The organism is Bacillus sp. AFS029533 (genome assembly GCF_002585125.1).
GTDB lineage: Bacteria > Bacillota > Bacilli > Bacillales > Bacillaceae_G > Gottfriedia > Gottfriedia luciferensis_B.
In genome coordinates this window covers 14,542-35,656 of sequence record NZ_NUQC01000006.1, presented here as the reverse complement: position 1 = coordinate 35,656, position 21,115 = coordinate 14,542, and the positions used below count along the sequence as shown (strand labels likewise).

Here is a 21,115-nt window from a genome sequence, read left to right as displayed (position 1 = left end):
GTTTATATCTTTAGATTACCAGAAGTAAAAAATAAGAAAAGCATTACCTCTATAGAAGTAACGCTTTTCCCAATATTCCAACTTATCAAACTAGCTTTAAGCCATTTGTAATTAGATTCTTTAAAGAATCTTCTTTTCTTAATGCTTCCAATTCCGCTTTTAATGGTTCAACAATTTGCGCTAATTTAGCATTAACTGTAGCTATTTCAAGTAATTCTAAACGTAATAACCAATCACTTTGGTGTTCACGTTTAAGCTCATTATGCACAGCAATTAATTTAGAAATACAGTCATCACAGAATGTATTCTTTTCTCTAATTACTCTAACTTCTTTATATAATTTTTCTAATTCAGTTAATGGAGCTGGTGTTTCCATTACGAACTCTACTTCTTTAATTGAATCACTAAAGTAAGATGTTGGGTCAGCTGCACCAGGGTATGCTGATTCAACTCGAGAACCAACTGCCATATCAAAAGTTCCCCACTCTTTTTTGAATAATTCTTTTCCTTCGTAAGTAACAGTGCAGTCTTCAAATGAGATTAATGCAACTTTGTCTTCATTTTTAATGATATTTACAATTCTACCGGAAGCGCTTACATTGCTTGAGAATTCTAAATCAACAAAGTTTCCTACGACAATACCTAAATTTTTAAGTGCAGCATCGTCACATTCTTCTAATTCAATATTACCTTTTAGAAGTCCAATTGGTGTTCCAAATCCTTTAGCATGGTAGTCTTTTCCGTGACCTTCTAATTGCTTATTGTTTATTGAAAGTGCAGTTTCGCCAGTTGTATTGACGTAAATTGCTTCACCGTTTTCGTCTTTTATGATTGCATGAACAATACCAGTTACACTTAATCCAGAATTTAATTCAAATGTAGCAACGCTTTTCGATTTAAGAGCTTTATCTAAGCTTTCTGTACCACCTACACGGAATGCCATAGTGCTTGCTAATTCTTCAGCGCCTTGCATTAATTCATCGAAATCTTTGCATACAAATAATTGTGCTTGCATTTCAGTTATATTTTTCGGTTGTAATGTAGAAGCTTCAATAGAGAAAGGTAGTCTTTCAACTGCATCTGTAAAGCAATGTGTGCTTTCACCTACTGATGATAATAAACCAGCACCGTAAATTTTTGGATTATCTAGTTCACCTATTAGACCATATTCAACTGTTCTCCAGAATACGCGTGAAATTTTTTCAGCTTCTGAAATTCCAACAATTGCTTTTTGTCTTTCTTCAACTAATCTTTGTGCAGCAGCTTTTTCTTCAGCTGTCGATTTTGGATCTTCCATTACAATCGTTAAATTTCTAACTGCTTCAAATAGTTCTTGTTTTTCTTTTGTAGCAAATGCCTTTGCACCAATTGATCCAATTTTTTGTACGTACTCTCTAAATACAGGATCAAATAATATTGGCGCGTGTCCTGCAGCCTCATGAATAATATCTGGAGCAGGTGTATATTCTATATTCGTAATTTGTCTAATTTCAGTTGCGATTGGTAAAATACCATTTGCTAATAGTTCAAAAAATGCAGCGCCTGGAATTAATCCATTAACGATTCCTGCGCCCCAACCGATTTTTGAAAGGCACTCGTTCATTTCAGCTACATTTGGAATTTTTTCCGTTTCAATTCCTGACATCTTAAGTCCATCGACAAATGCAGAATGTGCTCTATCTTTTAATGCGTGATGATTTTGTCTCATTACATAGCGCCATACAGCATGATCAATTGGCGTGTAAAGATCATAATTTTGCTCCGATAAGTATTGTTTCAAATGAGGTGGTATTATTTTTGTTTCAAAAGCTGCTTCTTTCATGTCATCAATTCCCCTTTTTAAAAATTATTTCACTTAAAAATCTATTACTCTACTTTCTTAAAAATACCCGTTCTATCTATATCTTGCTAAAAGCTTTTTTTTGAGCATTTTTAAGCAAGTTTCCATCATTTAACCATTTCTACTTTTTCCAAATTACTCCTTCTTTCTACAAAATCTTTTTTTATTCGGTATTTATAGTCATAATCAACCAAACACATCACTCCTTTCAAACATGAAATGTGGAAGGCGTTTGCTCAGCCCCGACAAGCATAAGACAAAGGCTGATAAAGGTTGGTTTTTACTTTTATTGGACTTTGGCTTATGACCTCGAGGGGCTAACGCCTGGAACTAGACAACTCAAAACAAGACAAGCTTGTTTTTCCTCTAAGCTCTTACCACTCTTGTAGCTTATTCCGTTACATCTATACATGCATCCAAGATTTTTGCACATAAAAAAATCCCTACTGTTTGCACAGTAGGGACGAACTTTAAATTCGCGGTACCACCCTAGTTATTAGCTGTTTTACTAAAACTTACTAATATCTTCATTTCATAACGGCTCTTCACCGTCTTCCCCTCACTATTCGTTTCGAAGAAGATGCTCATGGACTGTAATTCATGTCGTTTTATGTACTGATTTGCACCAACCATCAGCTCTCTGTCACAGGGAAAACTTCACTACTTTCGTTCCACTCATTGCTTATTATTTAATTAAATTATTTTCTTAAAATAAAAAAGTCCCTACTGTTTGCACAGTAGGGACGAAATAGTCTATTCGCGGTACCACCCTAAATTATTAGTATTAAAAACAATACTAATATCTTCATTTCATAACGGCTCTTCACCGTCTTCCCCTCACTATTTGTTTCGAGGAAGATGCTCTAGGATCGTAATTCATGTGTTCTATGTACTGGTTTGCAGCAACCACCAGCTCTCTGTTACAGGGAAAACTCCACTACTAAAATTCCTATCATTGCTTTTCGCGATTCAATTAATACATACTTTATTCCTATTTTTCGTAAATGTCAACACTTTTTATCTTTTGTTTTTTTTGAGGTTTTTATTATTTCAATATAATCAAAACCCTTACCTATAGAAATACCTAATTAGAAATATATACTTTAGACTCACAAACTAAATATTAATTACGCATCTCGTTTTATAGTAGTACCACACTTTTTCTGTCTAGCCTAAACAAGGATTTGTCAATCAATAAAACGATAAGTCTATTATATAGGTTATTTACTAGTACCATAATCTTATTCATGCCAAATATTTTCGCCCTTTAATATTTACTTAATTTCCCGTTGAAAATTCACACTTATTTTATCAGCTTCATCTTTTTGAAAGAAAAGAAAAGATATTATATTAACAAAGTTTTTCCCCGACACATTTACTAACTTCACTAATAAATGTATAGATACCTTTTATTGAGTTAACTAACATTTGGTATCGGTGTTTGAGCAAACATACTGCAAGCTAAAATTACAAGCTCATAATTGGTCGATTAGTTTACAGAGTTTTTACAGATTAATAATTAATAAGTTTCTTTCGAATATTGAACCGTTTGGAAATATTTGGTATTGTATACTTAATTACTTAGGATTATTTATCCAATTATTTATTTTAGGAGAACTTATGTTAGGAATGGTTGTAGTTTTACCAGTTGCAATTTTAATGATTGCTGGAATTATTTATGGTGTAATCAAATTAATTAAAAGAACTCGCTATTAATTAAATTATTCGGGAAAAAAATTATAGTTTTGAAAGGAGAGTAATCGAATTCGAATTACTCTTTTTTTATTTAATTGGGGATTAGACATTTTCCTAAAGCAATACTCTCTTTAAATTTGAACATATTGACAATCTTTTTATATAAAATATAATTAATTTATAATATGTTAACTAACAAATTAAATAAGTTAACATAAAGAGAGGGAGATTTTGTAATGCAACAAGAAAGATTAAAAATGCTTATTAATTCAGCTTTATTTGCAGCAATTATTGGTATTCTATCTCAAGTATCTATTCCTTTGCCCTTTTCTCCTGTTCCAATCACAGGTCAAACTTTAGCAATCGGCTTAGCAGCTACAATTTTAGGTAAAAAATACGGAACAATCTCGTTACTTCTTTATTTAGCACTTGGTGCGATCGGAATTCCGGTTTTCGCAGGTGGTGCTGCGGGGTTTGGCGTACTAGTGGGTTCAACGGGTGGTTATTTAATTGGATTTATTCCAACTATTTTCATCATCGCTTACTATATTGAAAAAACTAAGTTCACAGTTTTAAATGCAATGATTGCAAACACAATTGGAATGTTTGTAACGTTAATTTTTGGTACTGTGTGGTTAAAAATTGCAGCTTCTCTAAGCTGGCACGATGCAATGGCTTTCGGATTTTATCCATTCATTATTCTTGGATTAGTTAAAGCCTATGTAGCATCTGCATTAGGTGTTATTATTGGAAAACGTTTAGCAAAAGCTAATTTATTAAAACGTGATGAAATTTCAGCGTAATACAAAAAGAGCTCACTCTTATGATGTGAGCTCTTTTTTATATTAAAAGGTTATTTTCATTGAACATCAACAGCTTTAACGACTGATCGATCTCCTTTTTGTTGGACTGTAACAATATACTTAGTTCCGCCTTGATTGTATTTGTCCATTTGGCTTTCAGGAATATAAAAGCGACCTAGATTATGGTTGATTACAATTTCTTCCTCTTCAGCAATATATGTGTATTGAATAGTTGCTTTAATGTATTTTGAATGTTTTGGACGATGATCGGTTACATAATCAAATTGATAAATATCGTTTTGTCCCTTTTGAAAGACAATATAAACTTTTTCCCCTTCTTTTGGTTTAGCTTCACCTTTCCAATTCTTCATTGTTATTGAGTCAAAATCATAAGATAGAGCCGCATAATGCCCTAATAAAGGTTCTACTGGATCCAAACTTTCTGACTTTATTTTAAACGTATCTGCTGACTGCTTAAAGTACATAATGTTGCCAAGTAAAGCTAGTAATAAAACAAATTGAATTATTGAAAGTAAAAGTAATTTCTTCTTATTTTGCATGTTCATCACCTCTTGCTTTTTTCGATTGGGTATAGACAAAATATAGAACCACTGCAAGGATGATAAACACAATTGACTTACTTATAAATGAAACGGCAAATCCTGTATAAATTCCAATAACGAGTGAGGCAAATGTAATAAAACCTATAATGATGCTTCCTTTTTCCTGACCTGAAACACCTTTAAATAAACGGATACATGAATAAGCAAATAATATTAGTACGCCTACGATCATATTAGCTAATTTATCTTGAACCCCTAGTATCGGTAATAAGAATATGAATAAGAAGATCCAAAGATAATTATTAAACGGTTCATGGTCCTTCCACTTCTTGTACACAGTATAGATTGCTAGTAAAAGGATTAATAGAATAATCGTATTAAACAGTGGCACTGCAATTGGCTTTAAAAATCCATGAGAAAATTCCTTTTGTAACTCGTGAACTGCATCATATGATCCTCCGAATAATGAGGTGAAAAATGTGAATAGCCATATGAATATAGTAAATACAGGTAGTAGTATATAATCAATAATTCCACGTTCATTTAAATACCAAAGAATAAACACTACTAGAATAATTGGCATCATATATTGGCGATCTGAAAATGTCTGGAAAAACATAATGATAATATAGCCTAGAAATGTGTAATTAAAGCTGGTATTCCATCGATTCTGCATTAATCTCAAGAAATAAATTGAACAAAGTAACAATGGAAATTGAAGTAGATAAACATGTGCCGTTTCTATTCCAGCACTATAGCTCAAACTAAAAAATCCGATTCCTAAGAAAAGATAATAGAACATATTATGCTTTAATACATAATAGTAAAGAAACGCGAGCAACGTCCAAGTAATTAGAAATACTGGACTATCACTAGAAAATTGATACATTTGTACAATTAAAACGAAAGCACATGCGTATCCAATTACATTAATAAAGTTTAAACAATGCCCAAACAACTCTTTACCCTTTTGATAGCTTATAAATGCAACTGTATGGAAAACCAATAGTGTTACAAAAATAATGACTAATCTCATAGTTTGGCTAAAGTCGTTCCAGTTACTGCCCACAAGCGCTAAAATTGCAAATGCTACAAGTAATGCAATTAAAAATGGCACAATATCCCCTAAAAACGATTGCTTTTCAGCTTTCGTTCGGTGCCTTTCATATTCTAGTATTCGATTTAAAGAGTCTTCATCTAGTAAGTTCTGTTTGTGCCATTCTTTTAGCTTTTGATCTAATTTACTCATTTAACTTCCCCCCTTTTAGTAACAGCTTAATAAACTACTTCCATTATTATTATAATTTCTTAATAATATATAAATTACCTCTAAATCTAAAATTTTATTGAATATATCTATTAATCTACAAGGAAATGATGAATCAAACGTTTGTTTAATTCATTTATTCCCCCTTTAGGCTTTGACAGATTGAACTAAGTGACGACAGTAGATTACCTTCATTTAATATCAATAAAAAAACAGCCCTATGTTTTGGGCTGTTTCTCTATAACTTATACCGGATAAACACCATGCTTTTTCGTAGCAGGAGTTTCATATGATTCTGAGTAATAAGCAAAACGTTTAATTAGCTCTGTACGTAGCTCTTCTGGTTGAATAACTACATCTACTACTAATTCAGATGCTAAGCGGTAAATATCGATATCTTCAGCATACTCTTTACGTTTTTCTTGGATAAAGGCAGCTTGTTCTTCTTTTGGTAAGCTTGCAATTTTCTTTGCATACACTGCGTTTACTGCTGCTTCAGGACCCATTACAGCGATCTGAGCAGATGGGAATGCAATGACACAGTCTGTTTCAAATGCAGGGCCAGCCATTGCGTATAGTCCAGCACCATAAGCTTTACGAACGATAACTGAGATTTTTGGAACAGATGCATTACTCATGCTATAAAGCATTTTTGCACCATGGCGGATAATTCCTGCACGCTCTACTTTAGTACCAATCATGAAACCAGGTACATCCATTAAGAATAATAAAGGAATATGGTAAGCATCACATAAATTAATGAATTTAGCTGCTTTATCCGCTGAATCATGGAATAATACGCCACCTTTAACTCTCGGTTGGTTAGCAATAATTCCTACACTACGTCCATCTAATCTAGCAAAACCAGTCACTAGTTCAGGTGCAAATAGCTTTTTAATTTCAAAGAATGAATCTTCATCAACTACTCGGTCGATAAATTCATAAATAGAAAATGGTACGTTTTGATTGCTTGGTATAATTTCTGCTAAAGACTTTTCCTTTTGAACAGGATTTTTAGCCTCAACAATAGGAGCCCCTTGCTTGAAATTAGTTGGTAAGTAAGATAAATAATCTTTTAACTTCGCAATTGCTTCTTCTTCTGACTCACACAATACATCTCCGCAGCCTGAAACTGAACAGTGCATTCTAGCTCCACCCATTTCTTCGAGTGTAACTTTTTCACCAATTACCATTTCAGCCATACGAGGTGATCCTAAGTACATTGAAGAATTACCTTCAACCATAAATACTGAATCACAGAATGCAGGAATATAAGCTCCCCCTGCAGCAGAAGGTCCAAATAATAAGCAGATTTGAGGTACTTGACCTGATAGCTTAATTTGGTTGTGGAATATACGTCCAGCACCACGTCTACCAGGGAACATGAATACTTGATCCGTAATACGTGCTCCTGCAGAATCCACTAAATAAATTAGTGGTACTAGCATTTTTAAACATGTTTCTTGAATGCGGATGATTTTTTCTACTGTTTTTTCGCCCCATGAACCTGCTTTTACAGTTGAATCATTCGCCATTACACATACAGTACGGCCATCAATTTTACCAATACCTGTTACGATGCCATCTGCTGGAAATTCGTCATTCATACAGTTCGCAAAGAAACCATCTTCCACGAAACTGTCTTTATCTAAAAGTTGATTAATTCTTTCTCTTGCAAAGAGCTTACCAATTTTGGCATTGCTCTCATGATATTTTTCTTTCCCACCAGAAAGTATTTGTTCTTTTCGAGCTTGATATGTTGCTTCGTTTGACATGCAATTACTCTCCTTTATATTGCGGCTTACGCTTTTCTTGAAATGCTACTAAACCTTCCATACGGTCGTTTGTATGCAGTAAAGTTTCATATTCATAAGTTTCTAATCTTAGTCCTAAATCTAATGGAAGATCGAAACCGCGTTGAATTGCCTTTTTTGCTGCACGGATTGCAAGAGGACCTTTACTTGCGATTGTTTCGCATATTTCAAGCGCCTTATTTTGTAATTCATCTATTTCAACAACATGTTCTAGAATGCCGTAGCCTTCAGCCTCATGTGCATTTAAACGTTTGCCAGTAAAGATTAGTTCTTTCGCTCTCCCAAGTCCAATTAAACGTGGAAGTCTTTGTGTACCACCAGCACCCGGAATAATCGCTAAAGATGTCTCCGGTAAACCGACAATTGCTTCTTTATGAGCAATTCTTAAATCACACGCTAAAGCAAGTTCAAGTCCTCCACCTAGGGCAACTCCATTGATTGCTGCTATTGTTGGCATAGGTAATCTTTCCACTTTTTCAAAAAGTGTCCCGATTTTTTCTACAGTTTCTCGAGCCTCACTCTCAGTCATGCCTCTTCTTTCTTTTAAATCAGCACCACTGCAGAAGTAAGATGATCCACTACCAGTAAATATGACAGCACGCACAGAAGATTTCTTTAACTCATCCATTTGTCCATGAAGAGCATCTAGTAACTCACGTGATAATGAATTAGCTGCATTTGTACGATTTAAAGTAAGAATTCTAATATGACCGATATCACTTACTAATAAACTTGATTCCATTTAAATACTCTCCTTTGAACCATTCCATACGGAAAATAGCTTACTAACTGGTTTTAAGTTCATTTGTTCAGAGATATATGAAGTAGCTTGATGAAGTTTCTTTTCATCCACATTAGTTGTAATACCTAAATTATGAAGTAATGAAACAACATCTTCCGTAGCTACATTACCACTAGCTCCTGGTGCATATGGACAACCACCTAGTCCACCATTTGATGAATCAAATTTTTCAATTCCAAATAGTAAAGAAGTATATAGGTTTGCAATAGCACGACCATATGTATCATGGAAATGCATTGCAATTCGATTAACTGGTACTTCTTTAACTAGATTTTCTAAAAATTGATTTACCTGAAGCGGATTAGCAATTCCAATTGTATCGCCTAAGGAAATTTCATCTACTCCACAATCTAGTAATTGGTTTGCCAGATTGATCACCTTCATTTGGTCTACAGCACCCTCATATGGGCAACCAAATACAGTTGAAATATATGCTCTAGTAGTCTTTTTATTATTTTTACATTCTGTAATCATTGAGCGAATATCGCTCATTGAATGCTCGATACTCGCGTTTTTATTTTTTAAATTATGTGTTTCGCTAGCAGAAACAAAAAAATTAATTTCATCTGCATCTACTTCAAATGCACTCATTAACCCTCTTTTATTAGGAACAAGAGCTGCATAAGTAACCCCATCTTTTTTCTTAAGTCTCGTAAATAGATCTACCGAGTCACTTAATTGAGGAATCCAGTCTGGTCTCACAAACGATGAAACTTCTATATAAGACAAACCACTCTCTACTAATAAATTGATCCACTCAAGCTTCTTTTCAGTGGAAACAAACTGTTTTTCATTTTGCAAACCATCACGTGGACCTACTTCTCTTATAAAAGCCGATTGAGGTAGCTTCATCACTAATAACTCCTAACCTAGTTTTTCAACTTGAATTAAAGAGTCGCCCTCGTTTACAAAATCGCCTTCGTTAACGAACACATTTACGACTTTACATTTATAAGGAGCAGCATGCGGAATTTCCATTTTCATAGATTCTAAGATTACATAATCTTGATCACTACTAATTTCGTCTCCTACAGATACAAGACATTTCCATACGCTTCCAGCCATCATTGCAGTTAAGTTTTCCATTTTTAATTACCTCATTTCACTTTTTGATATTCGCTAATAAAACTTGTTGTATAGTCGCCTTCTTGGAATGCATTCGTTGAAAGAATATCAATCAAAAACGGCAGATTTGTTTTAATACCTTCAATTTCTACCTTTTTAAGATAATTGTGCAGTTGAACTACTGCTTCTTTTCTTGTATTAGCCGTAACAATTACTTTCGCTAATAGTGGATCATAAAATGGTGATACAACCCATCCATCATAAAGATGTGTATCAATACGTACACCAATCTCCTCTGGGAAGTTACAGTGATGAACTGTTCCTGGCGATGGGAAGAAAGTTTTAGGATCCTCAGCATACACCCTTACTTCGATAGAGTGACCATTCATTTCTACATGAGTTGGGCGAATTGGAAGTGTTTCACCAAATGTGATACGGAACTGCCATTCAACTAGATCAATTCCTGTAATTCCTTCTGTTACACCGTGCTCAACTTGTAATCTAGTATTCATTTCTAAGAAGTAAATATTTTCTTTTTCATCAACTAAAAATTCAATTGTTCCCACGTTTACATATTTCATTTGATTAGCAATTGTGAGGGCATATTCTTCAAGTTTCTTTCTACCTTGTGGAGAAAGGAATGGCGATGGTGCTTCCTCAACAACTTTTTGGTTTCTTCTTTGAATTGAACAATCTCTTTCAAATAAGAAAACAGCGTTGCCATGAGTATCAGCAGCGATTTGTGCTTCAATATGTCTCGGTTTAATAATCGCTTTTTCAATGAATACATCATCATTTGCAAAAAATTGAAGAGCTCTCGTTTGTGTTGTTAAAAATTCTTTTTCTAGTTGTGCTTCGTTTTCGATTAACTTCATACCAATTCCGCCGCCACCACTAGAAGCTTTTAACATAACAGGATAGCCAATTTGTTCTGCTATTTCTCTTGCTTCTTCAACTGATTGAATTGGGTGAGAATTTCCTTTAATTAATGGAATGTTTAATTGTTCCATTATTTGTCTAGCTCTAATTTTTTCGCCCATCATCTCTAGATGCTCTGGCTTAGGACCAACAAATAAAATGCCGGCTTCTTTACATTTTCTAGCAAAATCGCTATTTTCTGATAAGAAGCCATATCCTGGATGAATGGCTGTTACATTATTTTCTTTTGCAATTTTTATAATTAAATCAGCGTTTAAATACGTATCTTTTGTATGATTCCCTTTTAAAGAAAAAGCTTCATCACTTAACTTAACATGCAAACTTTCTTTATCAGCATCTGAGTAAACTGCCACAGTTTGATAACGAAGCTTTTTACATGTTTCGATAATTCTACATGCGATTTCCCCGCGGTTTGCAATAAGTATTTTGATCATATTCTCTCTCCTTATCGGCATCCTAATTGACGTGCAATTACCATACGTTGAATTTCTGATGTACCTTCACCAATTTCAAGTAACTTAGCATCACGCACTAAACGTTCAATGCCATACTCTTTCATGTAGCCATATCCACCATGAATTTGTAATGATTCATTCGCAATTTTGGAAGCGATTTCAGATGCGTATAACTTAGCGAATGCCGCTTCTTTCGTAAACGGTTTTCCATTGTCTTTTAACCATGCAGCTTTGTGTACCATATTTCTTGCTAACTCAATTCCCATAGCCATATCAGCTAATTTAAATTGAATAGCTTGGAAACTAGATAAAGGTTGTTTAAATTGTTTACGTTCTTTTGCATATACTAATGCTTTATCAAAAGCCTTTTGTGCAATTCCTACAGCAAGTGCTGCAATTGAAATTCTACCACCATCTAATGTATATAAGAATTGGCCAAAACCTTTATCAGGATTGCCAAGAATATTTTCTTTTGGAACACGTACGCCATCTAATACAATTTGTGTCGTATTAGAAGCACGGACACCCATCTTGTCGTAAGGATCTGTAATTGTTAATCCTTCTGAATCAGTTGGTACGATAAACGCACAAATATTTTTCTTTCCTTTTTCATCAATAGAAGTATAAGCAGTTACGATAATTGTGTTAGAATACTGAGCATTTGTAATCCAGCATTTTTCACCAGTAATCACATACTCATCACCGTCTAATACTGCTTTTGTTTGTGTCCCACCAGCATCAGAACCCGCATTTGGCTCAGTTAAACCGAAAGCTCCAAGCGTTTTTCCTTGTGCCATTGGAACTAAGTATTTTTGCTTTTGTTCCTCTGTACCAAAATAGTAAATTGGAGAAGCACCTAATGAACAAGTTGCAGCAAAACTTAAACCTGTTCCTCCACATGCACGTCCTATTTCCTCTACAGCTAACGCATAACTAATTGTATCGCCACCGCTACCGCCATACTCTTCAGGGAACGGAATTCCTAATAAACCTAATTCACCCATTTTTTTGAACGTTTCAATTGGGAATTTGCTATCACGATCAAGTTCCTCTGCAAAAGGCTCAATTTCCTTCGCTGCGAAATCTCGTACCATTTCTTGAATCATTTGCTGTTCTTTAGATAATAAAAAATCCATGTGTTAGTCACTCTCCTTTTAATATTTAGGTACGTTTTAAAAAACGTAAGAATGTCTCCAACTGCAGCACATAGCAGTGGAGTCTCATATTTCGTGTATAAGAAATAAATATTTTAGTCTTACAATTGATAATATTCGATATTTTCTACCATTTTCCTTTAATCTATGTTCGACAAATTGAGACAAGAAAGGAAATGTTAGGAAAAGTGGGAGGATTGTGGGGATGTAGTCTGAATTTCTATTGAACGGTGGGCTGTGAATAAGTCTTGGGGGAGTGCAAATAAGAAGACAGTTAGTGCAAATAAATCTCAGAGAGCTGCAAATAAGCAGTTCATCAGTGCAAATAAAAGGAGAGCTGCAAATAAAAATGTCAAATCTGCAATTAAAATAACGATATCTGCAATTAAACACACCAAAACTACAATTAAATTCGTTAAAACTGCAATTAAGATGAAAAGTTACCCATACCAGTTAAGGTATTACACACTAAAAATGGCACAACTGTTGATTTTTCAAATGGAAAAATAGCAAGTTGCTCTAATATTGTTTAAATCAATTAAAAAAACTGATACGAATCTATTAAAAACGGTTTATTTTTACTATAAATGAAAAGTATCTTTCATTTACTACTACTTTTTAACCAATTCTTAATACATAATAGCGAAAATTAAAAATGGTAAAATATTACTTTATTAGAATAAAATGGTAGTTTTATTAAAAAATACTAATTATAATAGAAAATGTTCTTAATGAGAATGACCCCTTGTTCTTAATTAAGAAACAACATCTACGAGGTGATAGAATGAAAATGAAGAATGTTTTAGGAATATCAATTGGAGCGTTACTAGCTTTAGGTGTTCAAAATCCTACTTTTGCAGCAGCAATAAAACTTTCAAAAACAGATGCTTTAGTTTCAGAAGTTTCTAAATTTGAAAAAGGCTTAACTACTACTCAAATTTTGAAAGATGCAAAAGAGGTTGCTAGAACTCAACATATGTCAGTAGACGATGTACTAGCACAAATGAAAAAAGAATTATCCGCTGATAAAGCAAAAGCTAGTAAGGAGCGATCAAATGTTATTAAACCACTAGGAGGTTCCGGTGGTACGGTTATAATTGGCTCAAGTACTAAAGGAAATTTCTATTATACAGATTCACAAACGGCATACTTAAATCATGGTCATGTTGGAATGTACTATACAACTACTACAATTGTAGAGTCTATTCCAGACAAAGGAGTACGTACGATTTCATCTAGTTCTAGAAAGGTAGATACAGGAGCTGTTATTAAGTCAGTTAATACTACACAGGCTAAAAGAGATGCTGCAGCTAACTGGGCATACGGTGAATTAGGAGAAGATTATTCTTACAATTTTGCTACAAACCGTCAAACAAGCACTAGTGGAGCAAAAAACTGCTCTAAATTAGTTTGGTCTGCTTTTAAAGAAAAAGCAGGTTTAGACCTTGACGTAGATAAAGGACTTGGAGTATATCCGAGAGATGTACGTGATGCAAAGGATACTACTAAAGTTAAAACATTATAAGATATTATACATAGGATAAAAAGGTGTAAGTATGGGAATAGCGAATATTTAACATATTCGCTATTCCCATTTATTACTAATATCTGTTGGAGGAATTATGAAATTAAAAATTATACTATCAACCCTAATAGTGGCACTCATTTTAAGTGGAGGATATAGTTTTTATGTGTACGCATGGGACCCAAGTGAAAAGGTTTCAGTAAAAGAAGATGAAATGACAAATATTGATTTCTTAAAAGATAAACGAGCTGTAATTTACTTTTCAACTACTGCTGATCAAGATTCAAATGATGATGGTATGAGTTATGCGATGTTCGTTGATGAGAAAGGGCAAGCGAACAGTATTAAAATGGAAGGTTTAGAGTTAGGGAATATCACTAAAAGTACGAATCAAGTCTTTATAGAGGATAAAAATCGAATACAACTTTTAGGTGGGAAGTATGAGGATTTTCATTTAAAGAAAAGTCAGTATACGGGAGAGCGCTCCGGTTATTTACCAGGTAAAGATTTATTCTTTAGCATTTATAATACGGGATTTAATAAAAAAGGCGGATATGATTCTGATGTTCGCTATGGAAATGAAAATGGATTTAAAACAGGTACCATACCTAATTACCTTGTGTCTTCTGGCGTTGTAGGAGACAATGTATACGTTTTGGCGAACGATCAAACTAAGCCAAAAGTGTTTGTGTTAAAAGAAGTAACCCTCGATAATAAATTTGATGTAAAGGATCTAGCTAAGATTGAAACTCCTAATGAAGTAGCTGCAGAATCGGAAGTGTTAGCTGATCAAAATTATTTTTATTTTATTATGGGCGCTACAACAGATGACCATAATAAAGACGACCTTTTAATAAGGGTACATAAACAAACAAAAAAACAAGATATCTTTCCACTTGTACATTATGCGGGAGTGGACGACATAATTGAAACGATCGTATTTAATGTTAGGCAATCTGCATACCTCTACAAGGATGAGTTATATTTCGTTGATGGTCTAGGTGATGTTTATACATTTAATACAAAAACAGAACAAATTCAAAAAAAATTCTCATTTGTTGATGCTGATAAAACTAAAGTTGGTTATAACGAGCAAGTTTACTTCCAAGATGATCATGTTTATTATTTTAGATTTAATCCAAAAAGCGAAAAGTACACAATAGATGTATACAGTCTTCTAACAGGGAAACAAGAATCCCAACAAGAAATCACTGGTATAAAAGAGGTTATGAACCAAGTGCAAAAGAGAGGAAAATCTATTTACTCCTATGGTTTCATGATGTTAAGTAAATAATGAAAAACAAAAGGGCCTACGTTGGTCCCTTTTTTAATTCTAGCTTAAACCCAATAATTTAGGACACTATTTACATTATTGGCTACTGCAAAGAACGGAACATAACTTGATATATATCCCCCATATTTAAATTAGAACTGTCCTTATTTACAGTACTTTGAACACGCAAACCATACATAAATGTCAGAAATATAGAAGCCATTTTTTCTGCATTAACTACTAAAGGAATTGCACCTTCCTCTTGCCCTACTTCGATCCATTTTGTTGATATCGCTAAACTATGTGAATATACATCTTTTAAGATTTCTTCAACCTTTTGATTATCCATGCGACCTAGTAAGTAAATGAAAATTTTATTCGTTACATCTTGCTCTGTCGAATGTTTCGCTACGCCGTTTGCAATTACATTGAGTGGGTCATTAATCCCTACTGTTTCTTCTTTCGAAACAATTTCAAAAAACTTTGTATTTATTTGTTCAGTGCGGGCTTTCAATATCAATCCAAACAGTTCATCTTTTCCAGTAACATAATGATAAATGGCCCCTTTAGAAAGTCCTGTTCGATCAATAATATCTTGCATTGTTGTTTGTCTACAGCCCTTTTCCTCGATGAGCTGTTCTGTAGCTGATAATATCAATTGAAAACTTGAATTTAGCTGTGGATTTTCTTTCATGTTTACCTCCTGTGGTAAATCCATTGTTATCTATTTAATTGCTTTTCCATACAGTAGTAGGGGTATTTGCGTAAAGGAAATTCGATTTCTCCCTTTTTGACGTAACCATATTTGGTATACATCCCTACTGCCCCTTCATTAGCAGAATAAACATCTAATCTAATGCTTGTATAGCCTCTTTGTATTGCCAAATGTTCCACATAATTTAATAGTAATTTTCCAATTCCTCTTCCTTGGTAATCGGGACTTACAGCAAGTCTCTGTATACAGACAGGGTTTCCATTTTTGTCATTCCAATCTATTTGTTTATACTTTTCACTCTGGTTTTCGTCGAGTACTACAGCTCCAATAATGACGTGATTTTCTACTATACCGTATAAATTATGATTACTTAAATCACTTTGAATAACGAATACATTCGGATAAAGTAAATTCCACTGATCATTATTCATACTAAGCAAATGCTTCGTGACAGTTTTATAAAGGCTTAAGACACTTTTTTGATGTGCCTTTTGAATAGGAATAATTTCCATCTCTACTGCACTCCTTTTATAGATTACTTTGTTAACTGTGATTTAATTTCTTGAAGCCTTGTTGCTGACTTTCTTCGATAAATAATATTCCATAAAATTGCAGCACCAATAAATCCATAAAGAACATAATTTGAGAAAAATAGATATCTTTCAGTTGATAGATTATAAACCATAATTACTCGAACGATTGCTTCTGCTAGTAGCGTAATTCCCCAGACAAAAGTCATTAATCGCATAACAAAACGAAAATATCTTATACTCCAGTTTTCTGCGAAACGATTGTTTTGAATAAATCGCATTCCTAAGTAGAATATTAAAGGGCGTTTAAATAAGAGCGAAACTAAAAAGATTATTCCGACTGAAGCAGTTATTAATGATTCTCTTACAAGTAAAATCTTTTCACTACCACCTAGGAAAACTAATAAAAGTGTCAGAACAATGGTAAAAAGCATTAATCCACCAAAAACATCAAGTTTCTTATACTTCCACAGATGAACTGCATTATCTACTAATGGAAGTAGCATTGCGATCGAGAGAGCTAAAAGCCTGCTCATATAGTCTGATAACACTACATAAATAACCCAAGGTAAAATACCGTTAATTACTAATGTGAAAATGACATACATACTTTTAGACATATAATCATCCCTTTGATTTATTTTTTAAATAGAGAGTTTGTTTGAGTGAGATTAGAGGAGTGACAAATATAAAGGTGACAAATACCTACGTAATAGCAAACTTCGATACCTCCATTCTAAATGAGCTATCTGAATTTAAAGACCGACTGACGGTTTGTGTTTCTATAAAATTATATTATGTACCGACTGTCGGTATGTTAATGAAAATAAGTCTTTTTTTGAAAATAGGCTATGGACACATTTAATTTTTATAAATATGGATAAATAAAAAAGGGCGCCTATCCATCAAATAACGATGTAATAGACAACCCCAGTAATTTATTATTTATTAACCAGCATACTCAAATGTTCAGCCGCCGATCTAATATCTTCTTTCCCTAAAATTGCAGAAACAATTGCAACCCCATCAATATTTGTTTCCATTAATTCTGAAACATTTTTTTCATTAATACCGCCGATCCCCACGATTGGAATTTTTATTGCCTCACGTATTCTTCGCAACTCATCTGGCGCTAAATATTTTGCATCTAGTTTTGTACTCGTCGGATACACTGAACCAATTCCAACATAATCCGCACCTTGTTCCTGTGCAATCATTGCTTCTTCTAATGTTGATGCAGATACACCAATAATCATATCTTCTCCAACAATCTTTCTAGCCACAGTTAAAGGTAAGTCTTCTTGACCGATATGCAATCCATCAGCCTTTATCGCCAAAGCGATATCTAAACGGTCATTAATAATCAATGGTACATTATATTTTGAAGTTACTTCTTTTACTTGCATAGCAATTTTGTAAAAATCTAGACTACTACAATTTTTTTCTCTTATTTGTACAATTGTTGTTCCACCTTTAATTGCTTCCTCAACAGATTGAACTAAATCCCTTGATCCTAATACATCTCGATCCGTTACTAAATAAAGCTTATAATCTATTTTACTTTTTGTTATAGCCATTCGATTTTTCCTCCTGTTAGAAGTGTATCAACAGAAGCTTTGGATACCTCATCAAATAAGTTCACTTTAAATGTACCAATTCCTTGCCCTTCAGATAGGCGAGCTTTAGCAAGCTCTCCACATAGGCCCATTGTAGTAATACCGGAAACAGCTGCTAGGAAATAATCAGTCGTTGCACCAGCATAAGTTCCAATTAATGATGTACTCATACATCCAGTTCCAGTTACATCAGCTAGCATTTTATCTCCATTTGAAATGGTACATACTCGGTCTTGTTCTGCAATAATATCTACCGCACCTGTAATTGCAACTACTGAGCCTAATTTCGCTGAAAGAGATTTTGCTATTTCAACACCGTCTTCTTCACCAGCTACAGAATCAACACCTTTAATTTGTACATTTAAGCCAGCAATCATTTTAATTTCTGACATATTTCCACGAACTACGGCAAAACGTACTTCTTTCAATAATTTAGCAGTCGTTTCTGTACGTAGAGTTGTTGCCCCTACTCCAACGGGATCTAATATAACTGGTACGCCTAATTGATTAGCTTTTTTACCAGCTTTAATCATTGATTGAATTGTTCTTTCATTTAGTGTTCCAATATTAATAACAAGAGCTGATGCAAAAGATACCATTTCTTCTACTTCGGCTAAATCATCTGCCATTACTGGTGATCCACCTAGAGCTAACACCATATTTGCACAGTCATTTACAGTTACATAATTTGTAATGTGATGAACTAAAGGCTTTTTCTCTTTTACGCTTTCAAGAATTTGACTTATTTCATTCATAGTTAACATTTTTTTCTCCCCCGATTTGCTTTCGAACAAGCTTATTAATAACAAATTGAACAACAATATAAATGACACAAATTAAAATCATACTTGGAACAGTAGCTCCAAGGAAGAAGTCTAATTGTACGAATTTACGATAAATAAAAACGCCTAAAATCCATGTAATAAACGCGATCCAATCAATCTTCAACGATTTACTTATACTTGTTCTTTTTAGAATAAAATAGTCCGTTAATAAAATTGCATATAACGGCGCAAAAAATGAACCAATTGTATATAAAAATCCTTCATACTTCTCAATAGGGAAAATAACGGCCAATAACGTTCCAATAGCTGTAACGATAAGGGCAATATGTTTTCCATTTAGCTTTGGAAAAATGGTTGTAACTGATATTCCTGCAGAGTAAGCATCCATGAAAGTCGTTGTAACAGTCGCTAAGACGACAATACCAACTGCAAATAATCCTAGATTTGCACTCATTAAAACAGCAACCGGGTCTACTTGATTAAATGCTAATGCTGCGCCAAGCCCAATAATATACATCCAAGAGCTACCAAACATATAGCCTATAAAACTACCGATTGCACCATCCTTTGTTGTCTTTGCAAATCGAGTATAATCACTAATTAATGGAATCCACGATAATGGCATAATCACTGATAATTCAACGGCTTCACCAAAAGATAATCCAGAAGTGCTTGGTTGTGTTAAGATTTTATCGCTTTTAAAAATGACAAAACAAAGTACAATTGTTAAAACAAACAATAAACAAACAGCTAAACTATTTAGTTTTTTTGAAGCATTTTGTCCAAAGTACAACCAGATTGCTATTAATACTCCGATTACTAAACACCAAACCCATAGGTGGTCAAACCCGTAATCTTTTATTGTAACTAAATTGATTGAGCGAGCTCCTGTTAAAATCATAATTGCTGTCCAGCCTAGTAACTGTAAAACATTTAAAAGCGAAAACAAATAGCTACCATAACTACCAAATGAAATTTTTGTAGATTCCATGGCCGATAATCTTTGCTGAGAACCAATGACCCCACCTAAGATAAGCAATAATGTTCCAAGTAAATGCCCTACTAAAATGGCCGTCATACCTTTTTTAAAACCTAGTGGTGCTACTAGTGCACCCGTCATAATTTCTGCTACAGAAACTGCTGCTCCAAACCAAAGTGTTGTAAAGTTCCACTTCGTCATTTTTGCATTTTGATTAGACATGTTGTACTCCTGCCTTTTCATACAATGAGTAGAAATGATGTACAGGACCTACACCTTTTCCGATCGAAAAAGAATGTTGGATTGCTAATGTTATATAGTTTTTCGCCTCTCTAATTGCCTCATTTAATTCAAGTTCATTTGCTAAATTAGATGTAATAGCTGAAGATAAAGTACAACCTGTACCGTGAGTATTAATTGTATTAATTCTAGCGCTATTAAAGCTTGTAAACTCCTCACCATTAAAACAAATATCAGTAGCTTCACCTTCTAGATGACCACCCTTTACAAGGACGTTTTTAGCACCTAATGAATGAATTTGAGCAGCAGCTTCTTTCATCTCTTCAATGGTTGTAATTTTTCTTCCAGTAATAACTTCTGCTTCAGGAAGATTTGGCGTAATAACCGTTGCTAACGGAATCAATTCTTTAATTAAAGCTTCCTTTGCATCAGGACTTAATAAGTCAAATCCGCTTTTTGAAACCATAACTGGATCAACCACGACTTGCTTTGGTTTATATTGCTTTAATTTCTCAGCAATGACTTTAATCGTCTCTATTTGAGATACCATTCCAATTTTTACAGCATCTACTTCAATATCAGTAAAAATTGCATCTAACTGACTAGCAATAATCTCTGGTGTCATATCTTGTACTGCAAACACTCCTTGCGTATTTTGAGCAGTTACTGCTGTAATTACACTCATTCCAAAAACACGATGAGCTGAAAATGTCTTTAAATCAGCTTGAATACCTGCACCACCACTTGAATCAGAACCTGCTATCGTTAATACTTTCTTCAATTCTCTTCCCCCTATTTCATGAATAGAACTCTTTGATCTTACAGATAGAAGATGAAACTTGATTTTAAATACAAAAAAGCACAAATCCCATAAGGACTTGTGCTCGAACAAATCAATGTTATGAATACAAAATATGTATTCTACCGTTCACTTTCCTACGCTGGCATTATCCAGATCAGGTTAAAGGGTCAAAGACTTATGTGTCTTAATCTCAGCCGAACATTTACGGCACCCCTAGTACTATTCAATTATTAAAGTTAATTACTTTATCATC

Annotated in this window: 20 protein-coding genes, 1 riboswitch and 2 other annotated features; of the genes, 4 read left to right on the top strand and 16 right to left on the bottom strand. The window is 33.9% G+C overall.

From position 1 onward, the window contains the following. Window positions 1-85: 85 nt before the first annotated feature. Window positions 86-1,822, bottom strand: coding sequence for an aromatic amino acid hydroxylase (locus COE53_RS03215; protein WP_025568996.1), 1,737 nt, complete (start codon window positions 1,820-1,822; stop codon window positions 86-88). A gap of 474 nt (window positions 1,823-2,296) precedes the next feature. After that, window positions 2,297-2,528: a binding site (T-box leader), on the bottom strand. A gap of 48 nt (window positions 2,529-2,576) precedes the next feature. After that, window positions 2,577-2,805, bottom strand: a binding site (T-box leader). A gap of 966 nt (window positions 2,806-3,771) precedes the next feature. On the opposite strand from COE53_RS03215, the gene COE53_RS03210 reads away from it, so the two are divergent. Beyond that, window positions 3,772-4,338 (top strand): biotin transporter BioY, encoded by a 567-nt coding sequence (locus COE53_RS03210; protein WP_069034947.1) that lies wholly within the window; start codon window positions 3,772-3,774, stop codon window positions 4,336-4,338. A gap of 56 nt (window positions 4,339-4,394) precedes the next feature. Here the strand turns inward: COE53_RS03210 and COE53_RS03205 are convergent, their stop codons facing one another. The 8 genes from COE53_RS03205 to COE53_RS03170 all read right to left on the bottom strand — a co-directional run bounded on the left by COE53_RS03205 (window position 4,395) and on the right by COE53_RS03170 (window position 12,379). Further along, on the bottom strand, window positions 4,395-4,898 hold the full coding sequence (locus COE53_RS03205; protein WP_069034948.1) for a GDYXXLXY domain-containing protein: 504 nt from the start codon (window positions 4,896-4,898) through the stop codon (window positions 4,395-4,397). Further along, window positions 4,888-6,150, bottom strand: coding sequence for a DUF2157 domain-containing protein (locus tag COE53_RS03200; protein WP_025568299.1), 1,263 nt, complete (start codon window positions 6,148-6,150; stop codon window positions 4,888-4,890). Before COE53_RS03200 ends, COE53_RS03205 begins: the two co-directional genes overlap by 11 nt. Before the next feature lie 263 nt (window positions 6,151-6,413). Beyond that, complete coding sequence (locus COE53_RS03195; protein ID WP_069034949.1) at window positions 6,414-7,943, bottom strand: acyl-CoA carboxylase subunit beta; 1,530 nt, start codon at window positions 7,941-7,943, stop codon at window positions 6,414-6,416. Between the two features lie 4 nt (window positions 7,944-7,947). Further along, complete coding sequence (locus COE53_RS03190) at window positions 7,948-8,724, bottom strand: enoyl-CoA hydratase-related protein (protein WP_025671249.1); 777 nt, start codon at window positions 8,722-8,724, stop codon at window positions 7,948-7,950. Beyond that, window positions 8,725-9,636 (bottom strand): hydroxymethylglutaryl-CoA lyase, encoded by a 912-nt coding sequence (locus tag COE53_RS03185; RefSeq protein WP_025568302.1) that lies wholly within the window; start codon window positions 9,634-9,636, stop codon window positions 8,725-8,727. It lies immediately after the preceding gene. Window positions 9,637-9,648: 12 nt separating this feature from the next. Further along, the gene (locus COE53_RS03180; RefSeq protein WP_025568303.1) at window positions 9,649-9,870 is read right to left on the bottom strand and encodes an acetyl-CoA carboxylase biotin carboxyl carrier protein subunit; all 222 of its coding nucleotides are present in this window, start codon (window positions 9,868-9,870) and stop codon (window positions 9,649-9,651) included. A gap of 11 nt (window positions 9,871-9,881) precedes the next feature. Further along, window positions 9,882-11,222: an acetyl-CoA carboxylase biotin carboxylase subunit gene (locus tag COE53_RS03175; protein WP_025568304.1), complete on the bottom strand. Its 1,341-nt coding sequence runs from the start codon at window positions 11,220-11,222 to the stop codon at window positions 9,882-9,884. Window positions 11,223-11,233: 11 nt separating this feature from the next. After that, window positions 11,234-12,379: an acyl-CoA dehydrogenase family protein gene (locus COE53_RS03170; protein ID WP_091023384.1), complete on the bottom strand. Its 1,146-nt coding sequence runs from the start codon at window positions 12,377-12,379 to the stop codon at window positions 11,234-11,236. A gap of 255 nt (window positions 12,380-12,634) precedes the next feature. Here COE53_RS03170 and COE53_RS03165 point away from each other — a divergent pair, with 255 nt between their 5' ends. The 3 genes from COE53_RS03165 (at window position 12,635) to COE53_RS03155 (ending at window position 15,216) form a co-directional block, all read left to right on the top strand. Continuing rightward, window positions 12,635-12,907: a hypothetical protein gene (locus COE53_RS03165; protein WP_091023383.1), complete on the top strand. Its 273-nt coding sequence runs from the start codon at window positions 12,635-12,637 to the stop codon at window positions 12,905-12,907. A gap of 274 nt (window positions 12,908-13,181) precedes the next feature. Then, a complete protein-coding gene (locus COE53_RS03160; RefSeq protein WP_025568306.1) occupies window positions 13,182-13,922 on the top strand; it encodes a YiiX/YebB-like N1pC/P60 family cysteine hydrolase in 741 nt (246 codons plus the stop codon). A gap of 97 nt (window positions 13,923-14,019) precedes the next feature. Beyond that, a complete protein-coding gene (locus COE53_RS03155; protein ID WP_098947461.1) occupies window positions 14,020-15,216 on the top strand; it encodes a hypothetical protein in 1,197 nt (398 codons plus the stop codon). 82 nt (window positions 15,217-15,298) lie between these two features. On the opposite strand, the gene COE53_RS03150 is transcribed toward COE53_RS03155, so the two are convergent. The 7 genes from COE53_RS03150 to thiD all read right to left on the bottom strand — a co-directional run bounded on the left by COE53_RS03150 (window position 15,299) and on the right by thiD (window position 20,841). Then, entirely contained in the window at window positions 15,299-15,889 is a 591-nt protein-coding gene (locus COE53_RS03150) for a TetR/AcrR family transcriptional regulator (protein WP_180242384.1), read from the bottom strand. Between the two features lie 26 nt (window positions 15,890-15,915). Then, window positions 15,916-16,422, bottom strand: a complete 507-nt coding sequence (locus tag COE53_RS03145; protein ID WP_098947458.1) for a GNAT family N-acetyltransferase — start codon at window positions 16,420-16,422, stop codon at window positions 15,916-15,918. Window positions 16,423-16,445: 23 nt separating this feature from the next. Next, window positions 16,446-17,060: a VC0807 family protein gene (locus COE53_RS03140; protein ID WP_098947456.1), complete on the bottom strand. Its 615-nt coding sequence runs from the start codon at window positions 17,058-17,060 to the stop codon at window positions 16,446-16,448. Window positions 17,061-17,381: 321 nt separating this feature from the next. Further along, window positions 17,382-18,017, bottom strand: coding sequence for a thiamine phosphate synthase (gene thiE, locus COE53_RS03135; protein WP_098947455.1), 636 nt, complete (start codon window positions 18,015-18,017; stop codon window positions 17,382-17,384). Continuing rightward, on the bottom strand, window positions 18,008-18,820 hold the full coding sequence (thiM, locus tag COE53_RS03130; RefSeq protein WP_098947453.1) for a hydroxyethylthiazole kinase: 813 nt from the start codon (window positions 18,818-18,820) through the stop codon (window positions 18,008-18,010). Before thiM ends, thiE begins: the two co-directional genes overlap by 10 nt. Beyond that, window positions 18,804-20,042: a putative hydroxymethylpyrimidine transporter CytX gene (gene cytX / locus COE53_RS03125; RefSeq protein ID WP_098947451.1), complete on the bottom strand. Its 1,239-nt coding sequence runs from the start codon at window positions 20,040-20,042 to the stop codon at window positions 18,804-18,806. The genes thiM and cytX overlap by 17 nt, the downstream gene beginning before the upstream one ends. Then, window positions 20,035-20,841, bottom strand: a complete 807-nt coding sequence (gene thiD, locus COE53_RS03120) for a bifunctional hydroxymethylpyrimidine kinase/phosphomethylpyrimidine kinase (RefSeq protein ID WP_025568314.1) — start codon at window positions 20,839-20,841, stop codon at window positions 20,035-20,037. Before thiD ends, cytX begins: the two co-directional genes overlap by 8 nt. Window positions 20,842-20,976: 135 nt before the next feature. Next, a riboswitch (TPP riboswitch) is annotated at window positions 20,977-21,087 on the bottom strand. Window positions 21,088-21,115: the final 28 nt, after the last annotated feature.